Raw genomic sequence first — 25,291 nt, 5'->3', positions numbered from 1 at the left:
TTTTGAAAATAAATTCAATTATTGCAACATTGAATTAAGAGCATTTAAATCTGCCTCATTCAATGCACCAGTGGCGGCCTTGAGTTTCAATCCTTGCAACAAAGTATCGTAACGCGCCTTTGATAAATCTTTCTGTGCATTGTAAAGTTGCTGTTGTGCATTCAGCACATCAACATTGACACGAATGCCCAGGCGATAGCCTGCCTGGTTACCTTTCACAGCGTTCAGCCCTGATTCAACAGCAATATTAAGAGAATCAATCAGTGCCAGGCCATTAATGACTCCCGCAAAAGCCTGTCTCGCATCGGTCGCCGCCTGTCTGCTGGCGGCTTCCAGATCAGCCTCCAATTTTTTCATGTTGGCAATTGCTTCGGCAACCCTGGAGTTCACCGCCCCACCAGCAAACAATGGAACAGTCAATTGCAAGCTAATCTGACGCTGGTTAACACGCGTACTATAGTCACTTGGCGTACTCAAGCTTCGCGAACTGTAATTACTGCCGTAATTCGCCACCAAATCCAGGCTGGGCAGATGTTCTGAACGCGTTTTCTTGATGGTTTCTCTGGCAGCGTCCAAGGCCGAGCGCTGAGCACGCACCAAAGGATAACTGCTACGTGCTTCATCCATCCATGCTCGACTATTCATGGGACTTGGCGGTGAAGGTAAGGCGGCCGGTTTCAAAAAAGCCAGATTGTCCATGGCTTTGCCAGTGACTTTCTCCAGATCGGCCTGCGCACTCTCCAATGTATTACTCGCGGCAATGCGTTGCGCGCGTGCACTGCCCAGCCGTGACTTCGTGTCATCCACATCAGTTACTGCATGCGTACCAAGTTGCAAGCCCCGGCTTACGATTGCCTGCTGTTGTACCAGAGCTGTGACCTGTCCCTCTGCAGCGGCAATGGCATCTTGTGCCACCAATACACCAAAGTAAGCCTGAGCAACACGCAAGAACAAATCTTGCTGCGCTTGTGCAAATTGGGCTTCCGCCTGCATTACCAGATAACCGGACTCACGATACGCGTACAAGCTTCCAACACGCAACAATGGTTGCGTGAGTTGCAAATTCCAACTCCATGCACGCATGTTACGGTCAACAGGCAATACATCAGAGAAAGTGGTTGTCGCACTGGTAGTACCTTCATTGCCAGTCATGGACACCACCGGCAGCAAACCTGCGCGCGCCTGGGGGATTTTTTGACGAGCGGTCTCCAGCGCATATGTTGCAGCCTGGAAGGCTGGGTCACCAAGCTGCGCCAGGCGATATGCCTCCATCAGATCACTGGCATCTACTGCTGGTGAAGCAAGCAAGCTTATAACAAACAAGCCTGCAATCTTCCAATGCATTTCTATCTTGGCCAGCATAAAAGTTCGGGCACTGCTCATCGCTCGCGCCCACTTTCTTTCACGGTTTTTTGTAACGGCGACAAAATATATTCCAGAACAGTACGTTTCCCTTGATTGATTTCTGCAATCACCTGCATGCCTGGTAACAATTTATATTGTTTATTATCGATATCCAGCTGTTGTGACTTCAAGCTGATAAGTGCCTTATAGATCGTGGCTGAGCCGGACTTCTCTCTCTCTTTCGCCGAGCTACCTTGTGATGCCTGCTGCATGTCACTGGCATCTGCACCAATGGTCAGCACTTCGCCATCCAGCATGCCATACTGCTGGAACGGGTAAGCAGCCAGTTTTACCTTGACATTCTGGTGTGGATAAACAAAACCCACATCATCGTTTTTTACCATGATCTCGGCTACGAGCGCTTCATTGTCAGGTACCAGCGACAAGAGCACTGTTCCTGGTGAAACTACCGTACCTGCGGTGTGCGTTGCCAAATCTTTGACAATACCGGCTTGTGGTGCCTTCAACTCCAGCAAACTGGTCTTGTGTTCATGTTTGACCATATCCTGCTGCAATTTTCGATACTGCCCTTCTGCATCGATACGCTCATTTTGTAGCTCGCTACGGTACTTGGAAGTCAACTCAGCCATTTGTTTGACTGTCCCGATCACCGCCGACTCCAAACTGGCCAAGGTAGATTCCTGTGCTTTCAGGTCACGTGATTTTTCTATATATTCACGCTGCTTCTCTTGCACTTGCAGCTGCGCCACATAACCATCCTTACCCATCTCGGCATAAGATTCCGCCTGTTGCTTCAGGAGGGGCACAACTTCACGTAATTTCCCCAACACTTCCCTACCGGAAGATGCATCATGAGTGGCTCGTTCATTCGTCTGGCGAATCTGTTCCATTGCATCGGTATACACGCGCCGGTGATCGGTGTACTGGGACAGAATACGGCTCAATAAATCATCCGGATCGCCTGCCATTTTGAGCATAGGCTTGTTATTCAATTCCGCATCGATTCTTCTCAATTGCAAAGAACGCAAAGCTAACTGTGTCTGCAACGTACTTCCATCGGCTGTTGCATCTTTGGTATCCATGCGCATCAAGACCTGACCAGCGACGACATGCTGACCATCCTGTATCAATATTTCCTGAACGATACCGGCATCTGCAGGCTGAACTATCTTGACATACGATTGCGGCACCAGACGCCCTTCTGCACTGGCAACGATATCAAGCCGCCCAAAAACAGCCCATACGATCAAGACAAGAAACAATGTTGCCACCATATACAGCGTCACCCTTGGCAGACGCGCCGGTGGGCTATCCTGAATGGCCAGCAATCCTGGAGCAAAATCCAGGGCATCTGGTGACAACACGTTTTCCTGACGCCCTGATTCTTTACTCATGGCGAACACTCTTTATTGTTACTGCATACCGCTTCACATTTATTCCCTTAAATTCAATTCAAGTCTATTCATTGCAGCCACCACAACGATTAGTGACGCATCAATTTAAATCAATCAATGCGTCACCTCGTTAAAGCTGCTACGGCATACGAGTCGCTATCTATTATTGAATGCGATTATTGCTGTTACTGATACCAGCCCAGGCATCAATCGTCTGCGCCGTCTTGCCATATGAAGCACTTTGCAATGTGCTCACTGCCGTCGCCAGATTGATACCTGTCAGGTTGCCACGCAAACCATCATAGTAGGCCAGATCACCGCCGATGGCTGTCGTACTGCTACCACTCAGATGTGCAGTCAACATACTGCTCATCAGGTTCCAGCTGGTCATGGTTGGCGTTGCGGCAAGGGCGGTATTGAACAAGGTAACCAGCTTCTTGAAGTCAAACTCTTCCACTGCCTGGTTGTACAAGACATTGGTTGAGCTGGCGTTGTAAGTGCTGGCGGCCTGTTCAATCACCTGCAGATTGACAAAATTTTGATTCGCAGTCGAGCTATACCAATTTTGGAAAGTGATTGTGTTGGCACCACCTGTACCGAGTATCAGATTATTGCCACTCTTACTGAAAGTCAGGTTGGCATAGTCTATTCCGCCACCCAGCGACAGTGTGTTTGACACACCGGCACCAGCAGTAATGGTAGATTTTCCATCACCGGCGTTAACGCCAACCACTGCTGTACCGGCCCCCAAAGTGATCGTATTTGTACCCGCACCCGCAGCAATATATTGGGCCCCGGTACCACCTATCATGGTGGTATTGCCTGCACCACCAACCATCACATTGGCACCTGCCGTATCTTTCAATGTACTGGCCCCATTTCCTGCTTCAAGTACATACACACCCGAACCACCGACCAGTGTATCAGCACCGCTATTCGCAACAATAATGCCGTTGCCGCTATTACCAGTAGCAGTCAGGGCTGCGCTTCCTGTCAAAAACAAATCCTGCACATTGGCTGGAGCTGTATAGCTTACCGACGAATACACCTTGTTGAGATTGGTACCGCTTTGTGCAACAACTACGTCAGCCGCATTGTTAACATAGAAGGTGACATTGCCTGCCCCACCGGTCATCGTTGCCAGACCTGATCCTGCGATCAAGGTATCGTCACCAGCACCCGCCACCAGTTTGTGGGCGCCAGCATTACCGGTAATCACATTGTTCAAAGAATTGCCTGTCAGGGTGATATTGCCGCTACCTGTGCCAGTCATATTTTGTACGTTTGCTGGCAAGGTATAGCTCACCGACGTCTGTACCAAATTGGTATTGGTATTGGCTGCCTGAGTAATCACGTCAGACGCATTATTGATAACAAAGACGTTATTGCCCGTTCCACCTATCAAGGTTGCCAGACCTGTACCTGCAATCAGTGTGTCATTCCCTGCATTTCCAGTAATCACATTCGATAACGTATTACCTGTCAGTGTGATATCTGCCGTGCCGGTGCCAGTAATGTTCTGCACGTTGGCAGGCACGACGTAGCTGACAGAGGTCTGCACCAGGTGCGTTTTCGAATTAGCAGCCTGGGTAACAACGTCTGCGGTATTGTTAACCACAAACACGTTGCTACCTGCCCCACCTACCAGCGTTGCCACACCACTGCCGGCAACCAGAGTATCGTTACCGGAGTTAGCAGTAATCACATTCGCCATGCTGTTACCGGTCAAAGTAATATTTGCTGTCCCGGTGCCAGTAATGTTCTGCACATTGGCTGGTAACACATAGTTGACGGAAGTCTGTACCAGATGTGTCTTGGAATTGGCGGCCTGGGTAACAACGTCTGCGGTATTGTTGACCACAAATACATTGCTACCAGCACCACCTACCAAAGTAGCCACGCCACTGCCTGCAACCAGGGTGTCATTGCCTGCATTGCCGGTAATCACATTCGACAGCGTATTACCGGTCAGGGTGATATTTGCCGTTCCAGTACCGGTAATGTTTTGCACATTCGCAGGCACAACGTAGCTGACAGAAGTCTGCACCAGATGTGTCTTCGAATTGGCGGCCTGAGTAACAACGTCTGCTGTATTGTTGACCACAAATACATTGCTGCCAGCACCACCTACCAAAGTAGCCACGCCAGTACCCGCCACAAGTGTGTCATTGCCAGCATTGCCGGTAATCACATTCGACAGCGTATTACCGGTCAGCGTGATATTTGCCGTTCCAGTACCAGTAATGTTTTGCACATTCGCAGGCACAGCGTAGCTGACAGAAGTCTGCACCAGATGTGTCTTCGAATTGGCGGCCTGAGTGACAACGTCTGCGGTATTGTTAACCACAAATACATTGCTGCCTGCACCACCTACCAGCGTTGCCACACCACTGCCGGCAACCAGGGTGTCATTACCTGAGTTGGCCGTGATGATATTCGTCAGGTTATTGCCTGTCAGGGTGATATTCGCGGTACCTGTACCGGTGATATTTTTCACATTGGCTGGTAAGGTGTAACTGACTGAGGTTTGAACCAGATTGGGATTGGTATCAACATCCTGCACAATTACGTCTGCAATATTATTGACCACAAATGTGTCGTTTCCGGTGCCGCCAATCAAGGTAGCTAAGCCACTGCCAGCTATCAACGTATCGTTCCCGCTGTTTGCCGTGATCGTGTGGGCCGTGGTATTGCCAGTGCCGGTAATATTGGCAGTACCCGTCAGCACCAATGACGTTATACCTGCTGGCATAACAGCACTAGTCGCCGAATATAGGGTCGTTGCAGCCCCAAGCAATTTAGTGATTGTGGATGTGCTGCCATCAGCAAAACTAACCTGTGCCAGCGTATTGCCATTCACAATCACTGACCCGCCACCAGTCACTGTCATGGTCACGACAGTAGAGCTGCCGCTGCCTGTTGAACTGGCGTGAATATCCGCCGCTGTAAGACCTGTTCCAAATTTCAACGTATCGCCACTGGCGCTTTGTGTAATTGTGGTTTGGCCATTTCCTTTGTTATAGACATAAGTGGTGTTGCCAGCGCCGCCTGTCAGCGTGTTTTTACCTATACCACTGACCAGTGTATCGTTTCCTGCCCCTGCAATCAGGGTGTCATTACCGGTATTGGCTGTAATCACATTGGCCAGGTTGTTTCCCGTCAGCGTGATATTGGCGCTACCCGTGCCAGTGATATTCTGTACATTGGCTGGCAATGTATAGCTGACCGACGTCTGAACAAGATTGGTATTGGTATTGGCTGCCTGAGTGATAACGTCAGCGGTATTATTTACAACAAACACGTTATTGCCTGTTCCACCAACCAAAGTCGCCAGGCCTGCACCCGCAACCAGTGTGTCATTACCTGCATTTCCAGTAATCACATTGGCTAGCCCGTTGCCTGTCAAGGTGATGCTGGCATTGCCCGTACCTGTGATATTGCGTACGCCATCCGGTACTGTATAGCTGAATGGCACCTGCACGGTATCAACACCGTTAGTCGCACCTTCGACAATGACATCTCCCGCCTTATTCAAGACAAAAGTATCATTGCCGACGCCACCGATCAGCGTTGCTGGCCCACTGCCTGCAATCAATGTGTCATTACCGCTATTTGCAGTGATGGTATGGCTAAGACTATTGCCTGTACCACTGATGTCAGCAGTGCCTGTCAATATCAGTGACGTGATACCGGCTGGCATGACAACACTGGTGGAAGAATACAAAGTACTCGCTGCGCCCAGCAATTTGCTAATGGTCGAAGTGCTGCCGTCAGCAAAACTAACCTGCGTCAGCGCATTGTTGTTGAGAACAATTACACCCCCACTGGCGATAGTCAAGGTCACGATTGTTGTAGTGCCACTACCGGTTGAACTGGCGACGATGTCAGCAGCAGTAATGCCTGTACCAAATTTCAGGGTATCGGTGTTGGCTGTTTGATTGATAGTCGTGTTGCCATTACCTTTATTAAACACATAAGTCGTGTTGCCAGTTCCGCCTGACAATGTGTCTTTACCAGTACCACCTATCAATGTGTCATTTGCCCCCACTGCAATCAAGGTGTCGTTACCGGCATTGGCGGTAATGACGTTAGCCTGACTGTTACCAGTCAGACTGATGTCCGCTGTACCAGTGCCTTTCAGGTTGATCGTCGTACCTGGCGCAACATAGCTGCCGGATGTGGAAAGTGTGACGCCATCGTTGGTATAGGTTGTTACCGTGCCATTGACGTTGTGGACAGTGCCGCTACTGCTTCCGTCTACGTTGTACACATTACTTCCATAGCTACCATCTGCCTTGGTCCAACTGTCGTTGGACAGGACGGTTGATACGATGGAAGACGTGTTTTCTGTAGCTGTGGCGATTGCAAAAGTCGTATAGGAGATACTGCTGCCTATGTTGGTATTGATCGATGAATTAACTAATGGTGACAGCACACCATCGGCCCCAATGGCATATTCAAGCATGACTGCGCCTGCATTGGCTGCTGCATAAATGAATTTGCCTGAGGGATCAATCGTCAAGGCACTCATGGCCGTGCCAGATGCCGTTATTTGTGTTGGCAACGCAGTGACAGAGCCATTGGCATTGAGGTTATAGCCATAGATACCCGTTCCGTTCGAACTGATCTGATAAACATATTTGCCAGACTTGTCGATAACAACCTGGCTAATCAATCCACCCGTTTCAAAGACATTACCCATGAAGGTCAACTGGCCATTTGCACCAATGCTATATTCAGCCGGTCCATAGAACAGGAATTTACCTGAAGGATCAATAACTGGTTTGGCACTTGCTGAGAATTGATAGCTGACGGTTCCAGTAACCCTAGCTGTAGCCATCGGGGTCAATGCCCCGTCAGCACCAATATTGAACTGGAGCACGCTCGGTGAATTGCCGTTTTCAGCGACGTAAGCATATTTCCCCGTTGGGTCAATAATGATACTTTTAGCAGTACTAGAGGTAATGTTTGGTGTCGAAAGCGGTGTCAAGGCCCCGTTTTGAGCAACTGTAAATTGGGAAATATAGTTACCAAAGTTAATCGTGTAAGCATAACGTCCGGTCGGATCAAAAGTGATACCTGATGCACGCACACTACCATTAGAATTGACTCCGTTGCCCATGGTTGCCGTAGCGCCGATCATTGTCAATGTGCCGTCTGCCGCTATGGCATATTCCCACACATTGCTATTGGTATTGACGTCAACAGTCCGGCTTGAGGCATACAGATATTTGCCTGAAACCGAAATAGCAATATCACTGATATTGGAGTTATTGCCTGCAATGATCTTGTTTACCGAAGTCAAGCCACCGGCATTTCCTTGCACAAACACACTTAAATTACCACCATCTATATTGGTATCGGTACTTCCCAGGTATATGTAATTGGTCGTCGGCTTACTGACAACAGCGTAATTGCTGATCGTCGTATTTCCCAAACCATCACTGACATACGTGTTATAGCTACCATCAGCAAAGCGTACTTTACCCAGATTGCCCTGTACGGCAATACTCGGCCCACCAGCTACGCTAAACGTCATGGTCTGCACATTAGCTACCAGTGCATTGCTATAGCTGACGTTGGCAGATGTGATGCCGGCACCAAATTGCAAAGTATCTCTGGTGCTGCTATTGGTCACAGTCACATTGCCGTTACCCTTGCTGACGAGGTAAGTCACAGAGCCAGCACCACCTGTCAAGGTATCGCTGCCACTGCCGGCAACCAGTGTGTCATTACCTGACCCCGCTATCAGCACGTCATTACCGCTATTGGCAATAATCGTGGATGCGCCAGAATTGCCTTTGAGAGTGAGATTATCACTGCCTGTGGCAACCAGGCTGGTAGTATGCCCTGCAATAGCATTCGGTAAGGTAAAACTGACCGATGTTTGGACGGTGAAAGAAGCATTGCCAGGGCCGGCCAGCAAAACATCAGATGAATTATTGACGATGAAAGTATCGTGGGTATTGTCTGCCCCGCCGACCATGGTAACCAAACCACTACCGGCAATCAGTGTGGCGTCACCAAAACCAGCATCCAGTTCACTATTGCCACTACCACCGATCAGGGTCGCATTGCCACCTATGCCTGAACCACGGAAAAAATCACTTGCATAGATGGTGTCATTACCATTATTGGCAACAATGACGTTGTCCAGTTCATTACCGTACACAACAAGATTTGAGCTGCCAGTAAGCGTTAAATGCTGTACACCAGCAGCCATCCTGATATTGTAGGCAGACGTTGCTGCAGTCGGGCCGGTAGTCGCTTGCGCCAACAGACGACCTAAACTATAGGTGCTTCCATCCGCAAAATTAATCTGGTTCAGGACATTGGCATTCCAGTTAGGAATGATGACTGATCCACTTGTGCTGCTGACCACCGTCAGGGTGTACGAGCCGTCAGCTTGCCTTGCTGTCGTTGCCGACAACGTATTCAATCCTATACCGGCACCAAATGTCAGTCGGTCCTGAGCGGACGTTTTGGTAATGGTCGTATTGCCAGTACCACTCCGTATCAGGAAAGTATCAGCACCGGTGCCACCTACCAGAGTGGAATTACCGGTTCCGGCAACCAACGTGTCATTGCCTGAATTGGCTGTGATGATATCGTTGAGATTATTGGCTGTCAGCACGATATTGTCTGAACCGATGCCGGTCAACTGCAACAATCCATCCGCAGCCGTTACGCTCACGCTTGATTGTTCAATATGGTTGGCCGCACCGGCCCCAGCAATAATGACATCTGCTGCATTGTTGATCACGAAAGTATCTTTCGTGCCAGCAGCGCCACCTATCAGTGTAGTCAGACCTGCACCTGCGATCAGGGTATCGTCACCCGTACCGCCAATCAACACGCTGTTGCCACTGCCGCCAACCAGCGTACTTGGCCCACTGCCAGCGGTGATGGTGTCGTTGCCACTATTAGCGGTAATCAGGTTTGGCAAATCATTGCCTGTTGCTGTCAGGTTACCTGAACCTGTTAAAGTCAGATTCAAAATACCGGCAGGCAGCACGGGGACACTGGTTGAAGACGTCATTGCTGTCGGCCCAGTCGGCGATTGCCCAAGCAATTGTGCAACAGTGACCGTACTGCCATCAGCAAAAACAAAATTGTTCAACGAACTCGCTGACCAATTTTTGATGACCACCGAACCACCAAGTTTATTCTGGATGGTGACATCTTTTGTGCCGTCGCTGCTGGTGACAGCAGTTGCTGTCAAACTGGAAGCAAGCACGCCTGTGCTATATGCAAGGCTATCACGCAATGCACTTTGCTGTATCGTGGTTTTACCAGTGCCAGCCTGGATAAGGTATTGCTCTTTGCCGGCACCACCGACCAGGGTCGCGTTACCCGCCCCCGCAACCAGGGTGTCATTGCCAGTTCCTGCAATCAAGGTGTCATTACCTGCATTGGCAATAATCACATCATCGAACATATTGCCGGTGACGCTGACATCTGCATTGCCTGTCAGCGTCAGTTTCACTGCCGTTAAAGGCATGACCATGCCAGTTGCAGAAGAAATGGAATTGGCAGGATTTAAAGCCAGTAACTGACTTAACGTCACCGTTGATTTGTCACCCAAAAGAATACTTGGTGATTGCGACGCAGTCACATTCTGTATCAGCACAGAACTGTTGGCGATCGGTATAGTCAACAACACATTGGCAGAACCATCAGCACCAGCTGTGGAGGTGGCGGTAACGTGATTACGGTCTGAGGCAATTTGCAAGACCTCTTTACCACTACCCGCGACCAGCGTATCGTTGCCGGTGCCAGCAATGATTGTGTCATTGCCGGTTTCACCGTAATAAAGGTTATTACCGTGACCACCAACCAGCGTGTTGTTACCACTTCCGGCATACAGGACGGTATTACCACTACCTGCAACCAGCGAATCGTCACCGCCACCACCTTTCAGTGTGTCCTGGCCTATTCCACCAATCAGCGTGTCATTCCCTGCTCCGCCAATGAGCATGTCATTGCCATCATTGGCAGTGATGACGTTACCAAAATTGTTTGCCGTCGCCGTCAGATTACCCGTACCAGTCAGGGTCATATTACGAATACCGGACGGCAGAATAACGTCCACACTCGATGTGGCAGAAGTCGGACCATTAGGGATTCCAGCAAGCAAGGTACTCAATGATGCAGAACTACCATTGGCAAAGCTGATTGTGTCCACCGATGTGCCATCAGCATTGGCATTGATAACAGTTGATCCGCCAGCACTGTTCGTCAGCGTATAAACAGATTTCCCATCGCTTGCAGTCGTCACAGAAACGCTGAGGTTGGCAACGGTAACACCTGTGCCATAACTTAAAATATCACCTCCACGGCTACTGTTAATAGTGGTGATTTGACTACCGGAGCCGATGACATAGCGGACTGAACTGCCACCCCCGACCATCGTGTCATTGCCACCGCCCGAAATCAGCGTATCGTTACCGTAGTTGGAAACTATGACATTGTCGAGTTCATTACCTGTCGCTACAACGTCATTTCCACCGGTCATAACAAGATCGGTCACCCCCGTATTTGCAGTTGCACTTACCTTCGAATATGTTTTTGAGCCAATTGTGACTTCATTACTCTGTAGTTCGGCCAGCGTAGTTGTTCCACCATCCGCAAATTTAATCAGACTTAACTCACCAGAATTGATAGTAACTGTTGCACCACTTTCAAGCTGCAAAGTCGTCACGGTACCATTAGAAAATCGTTCAACCCGCACAGTAATATCAGTAAAGTACACACCATTACCAAACAAGAGGGTATCGGCTGCTTTACTATCGTTAATTTTAGTTTGTCCGCTGTTGCCATCAATTTTATAAGTGCTCGCACCAATGCCACCAAAGAAGGTGTTGCTACCGGCCCCGGCAACCATTGTTGCCTTACCACTTCCCGCAGTCATCTGGACTACACCGGCGCCACCATAGATAGTTGCCTCACCACTGCTCAAAGAGACGGTTGTCGGATTGTCTTTGGTACCACCATCACCACTGTAAATCAGATTAGTGCCGGTACCAGCAAAAATGTTATCTATACCAAGGCCACCATATATCGTGGTATCACCAGCGCCCGCAGTCACCTGAGTAGCTTCGCTGGCATCACCGCCATCGCCAGCAGAAATGATATTTTTACCCGACCCGCCCCAGATATGAGCGACCCCGCTACCGCCTATAATTGTCGCGTCGCCAGAACCACCAGTGACATCCATCCTGCCGCTACCACCAATGATCGTATCGTTGCCCGCACCGCCTATCATAGTGGTATCGCCGGTACCGGCTTTCATATGATCGTTCCCTGACCCAGCGACCATCAAGGTTTTACCACTACCACCAATCAGGGTTTCTTTGCCGGACCCCGCATACAAAGAATCTTTGCCACTCCCACCAACAAGTGTGTCGCTACCACCCGCACCATAAAGTGCAGTATTACCTGTACCAGCGACAAGATAGGTATTGTTATTTTTTTGTGATGTCGCCCAGTTGGCACCTAAATCACCACTATAGATTGTATCGTTGCCAGACCCGCCATAGACCGTCGATTTACCGCCTTGCAACACGACCAAATCGTCGCCACTACCAGTTTCGATGTAGTTGTTGCCGCCACCACCAAAAATGGTGTCATTACCACCACCACCGAAGATGCTGTTATTACCGACCCCTGCGTGAATATAATCATTGCCATCACCTGCATCCAAATAATTATTACCGTTGGAAAGCATGTAATAGCTATTACCATTGCCACCAATGATCGTGTCGTTACCTACACCAAACGGTACTCCTGCCTGGTTGGACCCCGAGTCGTCAATTAAAACATTACCTTGATATCCAGCGGATGCGTTGTATGGAGAAAGTACTACGCCACCTACATGCGAGTATCTAACAGAGGCTCCTGCGATTGAAGTCGTCCAGTCTGGACCTAATAGCGTCGTTTCTGTTCCACCACTCAAAGTAACTGAACCGGGACCACAAATTACATAGTTGTTTCCCGTGCCAAGACTAATTGCGTCATTGCCATTACCACCGACAATCGTATTATTGCCGTCACCCACGGCGATAAAAGCACCCTTTGAATTTGTGGCAACAGCAGTATCTTGAAGAGCAATGATGGCACTAAAATTAAGATCAGTATTTTTAACCCCTGCAAAGATTTGATTGTCACCATTGCCGACCAAAAAGAGATCCTGTCCGCCACCACCGGATATCGTACTTTTACCATTTTGAGTGACGATAAGATCATTACCCGTTCCGCCGGTGATACTTGAGTTGCCATCGCCTATCCAGACATGGTTGGCATCATTGTCAGTAACGACCGAATAATTATCATTCTTTGCGACGCCAGTCAGATTTGCGTCATATACGGTATAAGATTTATGTACGCCGTCACTTCTGTACTCATAATGATCCAATGGTTTCAGTACAGTTCCAGTATTAGATAGCGCCAATACATTGTTCTGTAAATTAATACCAAAATCACCATCGTGGAAGTTTTTGATGTTAACAAAATCCCCACTACCGTAATTGATAACCAGGTCTTTCTTTCCACCAACCTGTTCTAATAAAGTAAGCTTGATATTGCTATTTTCGTTGCTGATCCATTCTTTGTTGCCATTGGCAACTGCAACACCACCGGTAATATTTTGTCCATTAATGGAAATAACACCCTGACCATCACTGTCAATGATTTGATCTAAGCCATCATTTGTTGAGAACCGATAAATATCGACACCATCTCCACCTACCAAAGTATCACTGCCAACGCCACCAATAAGAATGTCAGCACCGCCTTCACCTTCGATATAGTCATCCCCTTTTCCACCAGTCAGAACATCATCTACATTACCGCCATAGATATGACTATTTGAACTATCTGCAGTGATGGAATTCGCAGTCAGTCGCTTTCCAAAGTAAACTTTATTGAGTTGACCAATGGGATTACTGCTTCCTTGCGCATTACCAAGCGGATCCAATGGGTCACCAGAATAGGGGCTCAACGTCAAAGTACGGCTACTGTCCGAATCTGCAATGATCCAGGTATTGGGGTCAAACGACGTAGCATTGTTGCTTTTCGAATTATTTGCCTCAATGAATGCAGCAATAAAATTCGAACGATCCAGATACCACTGATCTGTAAAATTGGCTTTCCCTAAATCCCTGTCTGACTGACTCAATGATTTATCAGCCAGCCACTTTGATCCTATATCGCCCTGAGCTGTGATCAATTGCGTTTCGATTGACGAATCTGTCCGGAATGTAAATGGCGCTAAATAGTACAAACTGAGGAATGCACCAATATTCTTTTTTGCCTCATCTGAAGTTGGTGCGGCTTTATCTATAAAAACCTTGCCCATCAATTGATGAAACGGTCCGTCATCGCCGCCGCGAACTTGAAGATCCTCAAGATTAAAATGAAAAGACTGGCGTGTTAAACTACTACCAGAAGAATCGCCAATTAACGTTGGAACAGTTTGGGGGCCAAAAAGTATCTTTCTCACCGCATCCAGCACTCCCTCCAATGAGGCATCCATAGTGCCAGCACCGTCAGAAATAAGTGTATTCAAAGCATCAATATTTAAGGTCGGATCCAGCTTGTACAATGCATCGCCCAAAGCCAACAAATCGGAAATCTTATACATAAAATGATTTCCAATTTGGGTGAGGTCCCTCTCGTTAAATAATGGAATCCTTTGTCCAACCTGACTAAAATACGCGTTATTTGTGGTGATATTAAAACCATTCTGTGCAAAATAGTTTGACTGTTGTGATTCGTTTGAAAAACTTGCGTTGCCATAGCCTTGACCAATTACATTTTGTAACTGACTAAAAATTTTTTCGTAGCCGGGAGCAAAACCCGCGCTATTAAATGTGGAGGTATGTTCGACATGGGCTTGACTACCAAAGAGTCGCGTAAAAGCTGAAGCGAGATACCCTCCCAAACTGTGGCCATCAACCTGTACGCCATTCATCAGTGTAGACGCAGAGATAATACCTTCGCCCGGAACACCATCTTTCGAAACATATTTTGTCGAAACTGGAATAAGGTCAAGCGCCGTCAATATTTGATTAGGCAAAGCAAATGCCAAATCAAGTCCAACTTGGGCTGCAGTTTGCCCGACTGGGGTAGTTATTCTCAACCACCAATTAACCATATCGACTAATTGAAGTCGTGCCTGCGCAGATTTTGCAAGATCCATATCTGCCACAATTAAATCTTCAAGAAATTCTTGCGTTCCGCGAATGGACACAAATACTTTACCAGTACTAATTTCTTTCCATACCACCGCGTTAAAACTTGAAAAATTAGGTGGCGTTACATCCAGAACAATAAAATTTTCTCCAATATACGACGCGAGCGGCGAGGTCATTCGGGTCACTAGTTCTGATGCCAGATTTTCACCCGTTTCATTCTTACCTAAAGTCTTTACATATGATGCGTCTGCCAAAATGGCATTGATAAATGCGTTGTGAATATTTGCCATACTTGTACCTGTATTTGTTGAAGCCAATTTTTTCTCCTAAAATTTCATTTCTTTTTTTCGCGACTAATTAACCCCAACCTTTCAAGCTGATCTACTTGATTGTCTGGCCGACAAAAGGCAGTGAAAATAAACGGCTGAGGATCTTCCGTTAGTGACAAAAATCTACTCAAAAATCCACCGCTGGCTGTAACAATGTTGTAATGAAAAACTAATTCTCCAGTTTCTACATCAACATATCTTTTGGGCAAAATCGTAATAGGGATTGCGGTATCGCGAGGATATTTCAATGGGCTACGATCAAATTGTACAATTCGTCCTTTCGCCATTACCACATCAACAACAACTTTAGACTGCTCTTCACACATTTTTTCAAATTGTCTTTTACCAATTATTTCGTCAGCAATTGGTAAAAGTAGCAGAACAAAAAAGATAGGGGTTGCAACCACTAGCCGCCACCACTTATCAGCGAATTTACGGGTGATTAACTCTATAAAAAACATGAGTCCGGTAACCCAAATAAGAATTACAAAAATAATAATTAACCCGCCCATAATTTTTCCGCACAATAGACTTACATAATCGTGATCTAAAATCAGCTCCCCAACCTTGACCAAATTTGACCAAAATCAGAATTACCGTCACTAGATGCTCACCCAATCCTCAAATTCTTCAGCACCACATGCGTATAAACAGCATCGTGACCGGCTCTTTCAATTGATGGTTGGATGCAAAAGGTTCTGCTGTTCTCGCATCCATACGACCGGTTACTTCATTGTCTACTGAACACAACCTCTAACGTCTGACAGTTCACTTTATTCAGCAGCAGTAAAGGTATACGGCATTGATTAATCCTTAACAATATATGAATTTAGTTCTCGAATAACAGCGTTAGCGATTTGAGCGCCCTCTTCCAAAAAATGGGGAGAGTAAATATCAATACGGCCACCTGCACCGGGCGAGAAATTGAGTCCAGAATCACATTTCGTGCTGTTTGGATCTGTCACAAATCTAGGATCAAGGCTTACAGACAACCCATCACCCACTTCTTTAAAATCTATATGCCCGCAAGAAAACAAAACGGAGGAGCCGGTAGCATCTAAAACTTCAGTAAATAGCAATGATGATCTCCATAATGTTTTATCTTTTCGACTCTCTGGCCGTAGTTCAGCAGCATAATAATTAGCAAAAGGCAACACCCAAATCTTCTCGTATCCAACAATAGGGAAAGCCCCCTCAAGCATCCATTTATAACTCGGTGGCAGGAAAATATTCTGCCCATAATTTTCAATTTGAATTTTATTTGGCTGCGTAAACTTGACAAAATATTGAATCATCACGCCTTTAGGTACTCGTGCGCCCGTTTTCAAATCAAAATCGGGAACCAATTTTCCATCAACCCAAAAAAAATCAAATCGTCCTGTTTGCGCTTCACAACGCTCATTAGGTGTCCCCAAGCCGCCAACAAACGGCGGCAGACGCATTGTGAATCCCGATGCAGTTTTAATCTCTATCAAATCATTGATAAATCTCTTGCCTTCAGGTGCATTAGAGTCAGGGTAGCTAACTAGCTTACCGACTTCTTTTTTATATCCATTACAAAGACTTTTAGCGATGGCACTTGCTTTAGTTGCTTGTTCATTCTTGTCACACCCAGAAAACGCGAGTAACAACATTAATCCAGATAATATTTTCATGTGGCGGTTCAATTTAATCTCCTTAATAGCGCGTTGCTAAAATTGATTCCTACCCAATCCTCACCACCTCATCCACCATCAAATTCTTCGGCAATGCATGCGTAATAAACAGCATGGTGACTTGCCCTTTCAATTGATTTATGGTCGCTGCAAAATGTTCTGCCGTTTCCGTATCCAGGCTGCTGGTTGCTTCGTCAAAGACCAGGATTTTGGGTTGCTTCAATAACGCGCGGGCAATGGCCAGGCGTTGCTTTTGGCCGCCAGACAAACCAACCCCACGTTCACCAATTTCTGTCTGATAGCCTTGCGGCAGGCTTTCTATGGTGTCATGCATTTCTGCCATACGACTGGCGTTAACCGCCTGCTCGAAGGTGGCGAGCGGGTTGGCCATTAGCAGATTGTCGAGTATGGTGCCGGAAAACAGGACCGTCTCTTGCGGCACTACACCAAAGTAATTTCTTAATTCGTTGGCCGACAGATGGCGAATGTCATTGCCATCGATTTTGATTTGCCCATCAACCGGCACATAAAAGCCTTGCAGGAGCTTGGCCAGAGTGCTCTTGCCGGAACCAGACGGCCCCATGATGGCAATCACACGCCCCGGTTCTACCCGCATATTAAAGCCCTTGTACAGAAATGGCAGGTTGTCGCCATACCGGAAACTGAGATTGTCTATACTGATGCTGCCACGACTTTCGCGCAGGCGGTTTGGCAAAATGGAATACGGCTCTACCGGCGCGTTCATGATGTCGCCCAGGCGCTGCACCGACATATTGGCTTGCTGAAATTGCTGCCACAACCCGACTATGCGCAACATCGGTTGTGAGACACGACCAGCAAACATCTGGAAGGCAATCAGCATACCGATGGTAAAGGTGCTGTCATTCATGACGGTATAGGCGCCCACCATCAATACGAGCAGCGACATTAATTGTTCAAGGCCATTGGCTGCCACGTTATAGGTATTTGCGATCTGCTTCATGGCAAAGCCTGCCTGTAGATAATCCGCCAGGTAATTACCGTAACGCGTGCTTAGCTGTGGTTCCATTTGCAGGCTTTTTACCGTTTCCAGGCCAGACACATATTCCGTCACAAAAGCCTGATTGCGTGCGCTCAGCAAAAATTGCTGATTTAAACGGTCACGAAAAATCGGCGCCATCACCAGGCTAAGCAAGACGATCAAAGCGATCAGCGACAATGCCAGCAGCGTCAAGGTGACGTTGTAATAGAACATGATGCCAACAAAGATGAGCAAAAAAGGCAAATCCAAAATCAGGGTAACCGCTGCACTGGCGACAAACTCACGTATGGTTTCTACCCCATGCAGGCGTGCTGCAATGACACCGGTTGGCCTGTGTTCAAAATAACGGGGTGGCAGTTTAAACAGATGTTCAAAAACAGCGCTGCCCAAAACAGCATCGACCCGATTACCTGTATGCAAAACAAGATACTGGCGTACCCAGGACAATAATGCGGAGAACAGCATGAAGACGAACAGCCCGACACCAATCACTATCAAGGTGCTTTCTGTACGATGGACCACTACTTTGTCTATCACAACCTGGGTAAACAGAGGCGTGCCCAAAGCCAGCAATTGAATGATCAGTGAAGCGATGAGCACATCACGCCACACCCGGCGATGTTTCAGCAGCTCTGGAATAAACCATTTAAATCCGAATATCGCTTTGCCGTTTTTGGTGGCATCGGGATCAGATGGGCTTTGTGTTTCTGGTGTCAGCTGAAAAACCGTCCCGGCATAATCACGTTCAAATGCAGCATGATCAAGGTTTTTGGGGACATTGCTACCGGCCTCGAATAACACGACATGGTCAGTGTTGACCTGGACGACGATGGCAGGTCGTACCAGAGGCATTGTTGACGTGCCGGTATCAGCCACATCAAGGACGTTGGCACGCAGTATTGCCAGGCACGGCAGGCTCAAACTTGCAATCGCCTTGCTATCGCAGTCCTTGCGTTTAATACGAAAACCTAATGCCCGACCAGCATGGATAAAAGAATCACTGGTATACGGTGGCGGAAATTGACGTGTCAGCAAACCACTATCAAACGGCTTGCGATTCAAGGCGCAAAAGCTGCCCATTGCCCACACCACATCATCAAGGGCAAACACTTCGCGCCCCAACCGTTGCTCAGGTTGATTATTTTGGCGTGGGAATAAAGTACGTGTAATTCGTCCGAACATCAGGATGTAAGCTTTATGGAATGCATCAGCAAGCACAGATATGAAAAAGGGGTCTGATCATGCTTGAAGGCTGGTTACTGAGGAATAAAATAGAGAAATTGGCAGCATGGTGCCACCGTTGCAACACATCGCATGCGTGCGATCTTCCAGGTAAATATGCAATCCCATTGGTGCCCGAACACATCTGGATACCTACGTCGACAGATACAAAAATAAATCACCTTTGCTCGCGCACGCATATTATGTCACATTTTTTCACAATTTAAATAATTAAATTTTGCCATTGAATCGGGATGAGTAGATTTTCGAATTACCGTGAATCGTGTACAGTGCCAATCCCATGAAAGTCTTATTCGTCCACCAAAATTTCCCGGGTCAATACTTGCACCTGGCCCGCCATCTCGGAGCAACGCCTGGCAACGAGGTGCTTTTTATTACGCAAAGGACCGATGCCAGTTTGCCTGGTGTTCAAAATTTTGTGTATAAGCCACAGCGCCCTGTCACAGCAGGCATCCACCATTATTTGCAGGAAACGGAAGCTGCCGTGCTGAACGCGCAGAATGTGGCGCGGGTTGCCTTGTCATTAAAAGAACAGGGCTTTACCCCTGACGTCATGCTTGCGCACAATGGCTGGGGTGAGCCGTGGTATCTGAAAGATGTCTACCCGGATACGCCTCTGATCGGTTATTTCGAGTTTTTTTATAGGCTGCATGGAGCAGACGTTGGGTTTGAACCGGGCCCACCATTGATTTTCGATACAGGCCCCAGAATTCGCACCAAGAATCTTGGCAATTTGCTGGCGCTGGATGCCGCCGATTTTGGGCAATGCCCGACGAACTGGCAAAAATCGCTTTATCCTGAAGAATATCAATACAAACTACATATCACGCATGAAGGCATAGATACGCAGGTAGCAGCACCCAACCCGTCTGCACGCTTTGCGATACCTGACAGCGACGTTGAGCTAACGGCTGATGATGAGGTAGTGACGTACGTTGCGCGCAACCTGGAGCCGTATAGAGGCTTCCCCAGCTTCATGCGTAGCCTGCCATCCATATTAGCAAATCGCCCCAAGGCGCATATTCTGATCGTTGGTGGAGACGAGACCAGCTATGGCCCGCAATTAAGTTCGGGCATTACTTTCAGGGAGCAACTACTTCAAGAACTGGGAAGTAGTATTAATTCAAGCCGTGTACATTTTTTAGGCAAAGTTCCCTATTCGGCTTATATCCGCATTTTGCAAATATCGTCCGTACACGTTTATTTAACTTACCCCTTCGTCTTGTCCTGGTCAATGCTCGAAGCCATGTCGACAGGTTGCATTGTGGTGGGATCTGGCACTCAACCAGTAGAAGAGGTAATCACCGATGGAGAAAATGGCTTGCTGGTAGATATCTTTTCCCCTAAGAAAATTGCTCAGCGGGTGATTGATGTGTTGCAAGAACCTGAGGCATATGCATTTTTAAGACAGAATGCACGCAAGACTATTCTGGAACGATACGACCTTAAAACCATTTGCCTGCCGGCTCAATTAAACTTGCTGCAAATGGCACTAAATAAAAAGTAACTCATCATGCAGTGGCAGTAATGCCAATCAAGAAATGACACCACACTATTTTTAAGAAACGCTTTTTTTGCATTAATAAAAAGGCATCCTCATCAAATTTCCGCAACATTAAAAAGAAAAAGCCTCTGGAAACCAGGGGCTTTTTCAGTATTGCTGGCGGAGATGGTGAGATTCGAACTCACGATTCAGGTTACCCCAAATGCTTCCTTAGCAGGGAAGTGCCTTCGGCCACTCGGCCACATCTCCACACTATTACAACCGCTAACTACTCAGTCGCAATCGAGACCGAGATAATAGCTGTTTGAATGATTTTGGTCAACAGTCAACCCAAAAAAATCATCTTTTCTTTTATGCACTTTCCAGACCAAAAGCTTTGTGCAGGGAACGCACGGCCAGTTCCATGTATTTTTCGTCGATCAATACAGAGATTTTGATCTCTGATGTGGAAATCATCTGAATGTTGATGCTCTCTTCCGACAGGGTGCGGAACATCTGGGATGCAATACCCACATGGCTACGCATGCCTACGCCGACCACAGATACCTTCGATACCTTGGAGTCACCAACGATGCTGCCGGCACCGATATGCGCCTTGACGCTGCCTTCCAGCACTTCCATGGCCTTGGTGTATTCACCACGTGGTACCGTGAAGGTGAAATCAGTCTTGCCTTCTACCGACTGATTCTGGATGATCATGTCGACTTCGATATTGGCATCGGCAACAGGTCCCAGAATTTGGTAGGCGATGCCTGGTTTGTCCGGCACACCCAAAACGGTGATCTTTGCTTCATCACGGTTAAACGCGATGCCGGTGATGGTAGCTTGTTCCATGTGTGTATCTTCCTCAAACGAAATCAGGGTGCCGGATTTTGCTTCTTCTTCCAGCGGCATTAAAGGGTCAGTCAGTGATGACAAGACGCGGGTAGGCATGCGGTAATTACCGGCAAATTCGACCGAGCGAATTTGCAATACCTTGGAACCCAGCGATGCCATCTCCAGCATTTCTTCGAAAGTCACGGTATTCAGACGACGGGCATCAGAAACCACGCGTGGATCGGTCGTGTAGACACCATCTACGTCTGTGTAAATCAGGCATTCCTGCGCCTTCAGGGCAGCAGCCACAGCCACCGCAGACGTATCAGAACCGCCACGGCCAAGGGTCGTGATATTGCCCTTGTCATCCACACCCTGGAAGCCGGTAATAATGACAATTTTGCCTGCGTCAAGATCGGCTTTGACTTTGGCATCGTCAATCGAAGCGATACGTGCCTTGGTGTGGGCAGAATCAGTTTTGATGGCTACCTGCCAGCCTGCATACGACACAGCCTGCTTGCCTATGGCCTGCAAGGCCAGAGCCAGCAAGCCGACCGACACTTGCTCGCCGGTAGAGGCGATCATGTCGAGTTCACGTGGATCAGGTTGCGCAGAAATTTCTTTTGCGAGACCGATGATACGATTGGTTTCGCCGGACATTGCTGAAGGCACCACGACTATCTGGTGACCGGCATCATGCCATTTGGCGACGCGTTTGGCGACGTTCTTGATGCGTTCTGTCGAACCCATCGAAGTACCGCCGTATTTGTGGACGATTAAAGCCATAGATATAGAAGACTAAGGGTGAAAAATGCGAAAAATCAACCTCTTACTGTACATGTTGCCCCGCAAAATAACAAGGCACTCTCATGCAGAAATTCTGAAGAAACAGTGGCAATTGATGAAGTGAAAGCAAATTTTCTACAGAAAAATTACATTTAAATTAAGTTATTTGCGTGGGAATGACGAAAAACTGCAATACCGCATGAAGATGCGTATCCAGACACATCTGTGAATAAAGTGAATATTCAGGGAGTATATGCATTCAGTCGAGGCAGCTTCCATAGATATATATCTTGAACAGCTTTCATATACTCCCCGCAGTATAGGAAGGAATATTATTTTGTAAGAATGTAGTGACCAGACACAATTACAAATTACTTATTTGCATATCAATATAAGAATTCAATTGCTATACATATGGCCGCTGTCAGCATTTTATAAAAATCAGAGCAGTCGTTTATTTTTTGCCATACTTGGAAAACAAGCGGCGCCAGCCTTCGTGGCCCAGTTCACGCATGGTATCCATGTTTTTTTCATAAATCTGTTCCGCTTCTGGAAAAGCCAGAACAGCTTTGTCTATACTCTCTTCACGCAACAGATGTAAAGTCGGAAAAGGTGCACGATTGGTATAGTTTTCAATATCATCCGGCTCGGTGCCGGCGAACTGATAATCCGGGTGGAAGCTGGCGATCTGCAGTTGACCATCCAGTTCTACTTCTTCCAGCAGACCATCGGCGACATCCAGAAAATCATTGAAATCCAGAAAATCATTTAAAGTCATCGGGTGAATCAGTAGCGTCGTTTCGATTGTTTCCGGATTTGCTTCTGCCAGCAATTCCAATTCTCGCGCCAGATCATCCAGCAAGGCTTCCGGCGTACGGGCCTGGCTAACGATATAGCGAATTTGCTGCTTTACCTGTACAGCTTTGGCAAAGGGACATAAATTCAGTCCGATAACAGCCTTTTCCAGCCACAATTCAGTAGCTGCAATGACATCCGCAGAGTTAAGGAGATTGCTGGTCATGATCAACATCAAAACAAAGAAGGCCCGAGAATAACATGCCAATTTTCTGTCTGCATGACATCAGAAAATTTAATGTAATCGCGGGCCATTCCATCAGGCAAGCTCACCAGCAAGATACATAGCAGTCACCCAGATTTATTTGTCTTCACTGGCGATAGCTTTATAAGCAACTGCACCAAGCACCGCGCCAACAATAGGAGCAATCCAGAACAGCCACAACTGTTGTAACGCCCAGCCGCCAACGTAAAGCGCAACGCCGGTACTGCGCGCCGGATTGACCGACGTATTGGTCACCGGAATGCTGATCAGATGGATCAATGTCAGGCCCAGACCAATGGCAATCGGTGCAAAACCCTGTGGTGCACGTGCATCTGTCGCCCCCAGGATGATGATCAAAAACATGGCTGTCATCACGACTTCTGTTACCAGTCCAGCCAGCAAGGAATAGCCGCCTGGCGAGTGATCGGCATAACCATTCGATGCAAAACCGGCAGATACATCAAACCCGGCCTTGCCACTGGCGATCAGGTATAACACCCCACCCGCCACGATACCGCCTAATACCTGAGCCACAATGTAAGGTAACAACTTATTCGCGGGAAAACGGCCACCAGCCCACAAACCAATGGATACGGCTGGGTTCAGGTGACAACCAGAGATATGCCCTATCGCATAAGCCATGGTCAACACTGTCAGACCAAAGGCCAGCGATACACCGTGCAAGCCAATACCCACACCCGGAAAGGCTGCCGCCAGCACTGCACTACCGCAGCCTCCCAGCACCAGCCAGAACGTCCCAAAAAACTCCGCACCGTATTGTTTCATTTGCCCGCTCACTTTTCTATTGAGGAATATGGATGTTAAGCACCTTACTCTCATTCCATTCAAAACTGAAAGCAAAGTGGCATCAATATAGCAAATTTATCTTGCCTTATTGTTAAAATTTGTGATGAGAAGTGTGACAAATTGAATATTGCGAGCAATAAACATGTCTTTCAAAATCGAAAATTCGTGAATTAAAACTGGAGAGATTGAATTTCCATGCTGGTCAAATTCAGCGCTGCAAGACCTTTAAGCACAGAGACACAGAGTCACAGAGTCACAGAGAAATGCATGAGAATCTGTTGATGCTAAGCAGCGCCCTCTCCAAGGATCTGAATTCGTCGCTCCAGTGCAGGCTTATTGTTGTGCGGAATAATGTGCCTGACTCGTTCTGAACGTCAAGTACGCGCCGTGTTCTGGTAATTTTTCCAGGTCGGAGACTTAATTCTGCAATTGAATATCATTTGCCAATGGTCGTGCTTAAAGCTCCGTCCCCTTCACGGGGAGATTTGTGGGAATTCGCAAAGCGCAGCTTTGTGCCACAAATTTCTAAGCAGCCTGCAAGCTGCGCGGTGAAATGGTTGGGATGGGGTGGGCTTTCGACGTAAATTCATCCATCGTCAATCGACCGAAACCCATCCCCGCCCCAACCCTCCCCTTGAAAGGGAGGGAATGTACTCGTTATTGTTTGTCAAGGACATTATTCAGGAGAGCGGTGCGCGCAGCGCACCCTACGCATTGAAGAAGCGCTACGGGACAGAAATAAGATAAGAACATAAGATCAGAAGCCCAGAACACAGAGTCAAAACAGAGATTTCTCTGTGTTTTTTGCTGTTCTCGCCTTTCTCGGTGCCCTCTGTGGATTCTCTGTGCCTCTGTGTTGAGAGGTCTTGATGTTGATTTGAAAGGTCTTGAAGTTGTTTTGATTGTTTTGATGCTTGTTACTGCTTGCGATGCGGTCTCTATTCCGTCCGCGCAAAAGCAAAACCCCCACTCAAGTATATGAGCGGGGGTTTGCGGAATAAAAGCCTGACGATAACCTACTTTCACACTGGTTGCAGCACTATCATTGGCGCGTAATCGTTTCACGGTCCTGTTCGGGATGGGAAGGGGTGGTACCGATTAGCTATGGTCATCAGGCA

Annotated in this window: 10 protein-coding genes, 1 tRNA gene and 1 rRNA gene; 1 reads left to right on the top strand and 11 read right to left on the bottom strand. The window is 47.5% G+C overall.

The genetic code is table 11. From position 1 onward, the window contains the following. Positions 1-18: 18 nt before the first annotated feature. The 6 genes from H8L32_RS19480 to H8L32_RS19455 all read right to left on the bottom strand — a co-directional run bounded on the left by H8L32_RS19480 (position 19) and on the right by H8L32_RS19455 (position 19,140). Entirely contained in the window at positions 19-1,383 is a 1,365-nt protein-coding gene (locus H8L32_RS19480; protein WP_230412315.1) for a TolC family outer membrane protein, read from the bottom strand. Further along, positions 1,380-2,759, bottom strand: coding sequence for an HlyD family type I secretion periplasmic adaptor subunit (locus H8L32_RS19475; RefSeq protein ID WP_186948937.1), 1,380 nt, complete (start codon positions 2,757-2,759; stop codon positions 1,380-1,382). Before H8L32_RS19475 ends, H8L32_RS19480 begins: the two co-directional genes overlap by 4 nt. A gap of 163 nt (positions 2,760-2,922) precedes the next feature. Then, positions 2,923-13,986 carry a hypothetical protein gene (locus H8L32_RS19470; RefSeq protein WP_186948936.1) on the bottom strand — a complete coding sequence of 3,688 codons (11,064 nt, stop codon included), beginning with the start codon at positions 13,984-13,986 and terminating at the stop codon, positions 2,923-2,925. 1,301 nt (positions 13,987-15,287) lie between these two features. Then, on the bottom strand, positions 15,288-15,794 hold the full coding sequence (locus H8L32_RS19465; RefSeq protein ID WP_186948935.1) for a hypothetical protein: 507 nt from the start codon (positions 15,792-15,794) through the stop codon (positions 15,288-15,290). A 294-nt stretch (positions 15,795-16,088) separates the two neighbouring features. Then, complete coding sequence (locus H8L32_RS19460; RefSeq protein ID WP_186948934.1) at positions 16,089-16,937, bottom strand: hypothetical protein; 849 nt, start codon at positions 16,935-16,937, stop codon at positions 16,089-16,091. A gap of 49 nt (positions 16,938-16,986) precedes the next feature. Then, positions 16,987-19,140 carry a peptidase domain-containing ABC transporter gene (locus H8L32_RS19455; RefSeq protein WP_186948933.1) on the bottom strand — a complete coding sequence of 718 codons (2,154 nt, stop codon included), beginning with the start codon at positions 19,138-19,140 and terminating at the stop codon, positions 16,987-16,989. A gap of 340 nt (positions 19,141-19,480) precedes the next feature. Here H8L32_RS19455 and H8L32_RS19450 point away from each other — a divergent pair, with 340 nt between their 5' ends. After that, entirely contained in the window at positions 19,481-20,707 is a 1,227-nt protein-coding gene (locus tag H8L32_RS19450; RefSeq protein WP_186948932.1) for a glycosyltransferase family 4 protein, read from the top strand. Positions 20,708-20,861: 154 nt separating this feature from the next. Here the strand turns inward: H8L32_RS19450 and H8L32_RS19445 are convergent. The 5 genes from H8L32_RS19445 to rrf all read right to left on the bottom strand — a co-directional run bounded on the left by H8L32_RS19445 (position 20,862) and on the right by rrf (position 25,289). Further along, positions 20,862-20,953, bottom strand: a tRNA-Ser gene (locus H8L32_RS19445). A gap of 102 nt (positions 20,954-21,055) precedes the next feature. Then, entirely contained in the window at positions 21,056-22,306 is a 1,251-nt protein-coding gene (locus H8L32_RS19440; protein WP_186948931.1) for an aspartate kinase, read from the bottom strand. 454 nt (positions 22,307-22,760) lie between these two features. Next, the gene (locus tag H8L32_RS19435; RefSeq protein ID WP_186948930.1) at positions 22,761-23,327 is read right to left on the bottom strand and encodes a DUF1415 domain-containing protein; all 567 of its coding nucleotides are present in this window, start codon (positions 23,325-23,327) and stop codon (positions 22,761-22,763) included. A gap of 135 nt (positions 23,328-23,462) precedes the next feature. After that, a complete protein-coding gene (gene aqpZ, locus H8L32_RS19430; RefSeq protein ID WP_186948929.1) occupies positions 23,463-24,152 on the bottom strand; it encodes an aquaporin Z in 690 nt (229 codons plus the stop codon). 1,024 nt (positions 24,153-25,176) lie between these two features. Then, positions 25,177-25,289: ribosomal RNA gene (gene rrf, locus H8L32_RS19425) — 5S ribosomal RNA — on the bottom strand. Positions 25,290-25,291 lie beyond the last annotated feature (2 nt).

Origin of the sequence: Undibacterium hunanense (assembly GCF_014284335.1) — a bacterium.
Classification (GTDB): Bacteria; Pseudomonadota; Gammaproteobacteria; order Burkholderiales; family Burkholderiaceae_D; genus Undibacterium; species Undibacterium hunanense.
The sequence above is the reverse complement of the archived record's forward strand: the minus strand, read 5'-3'. Positions and strand labels throughout refer to the sequence as shown.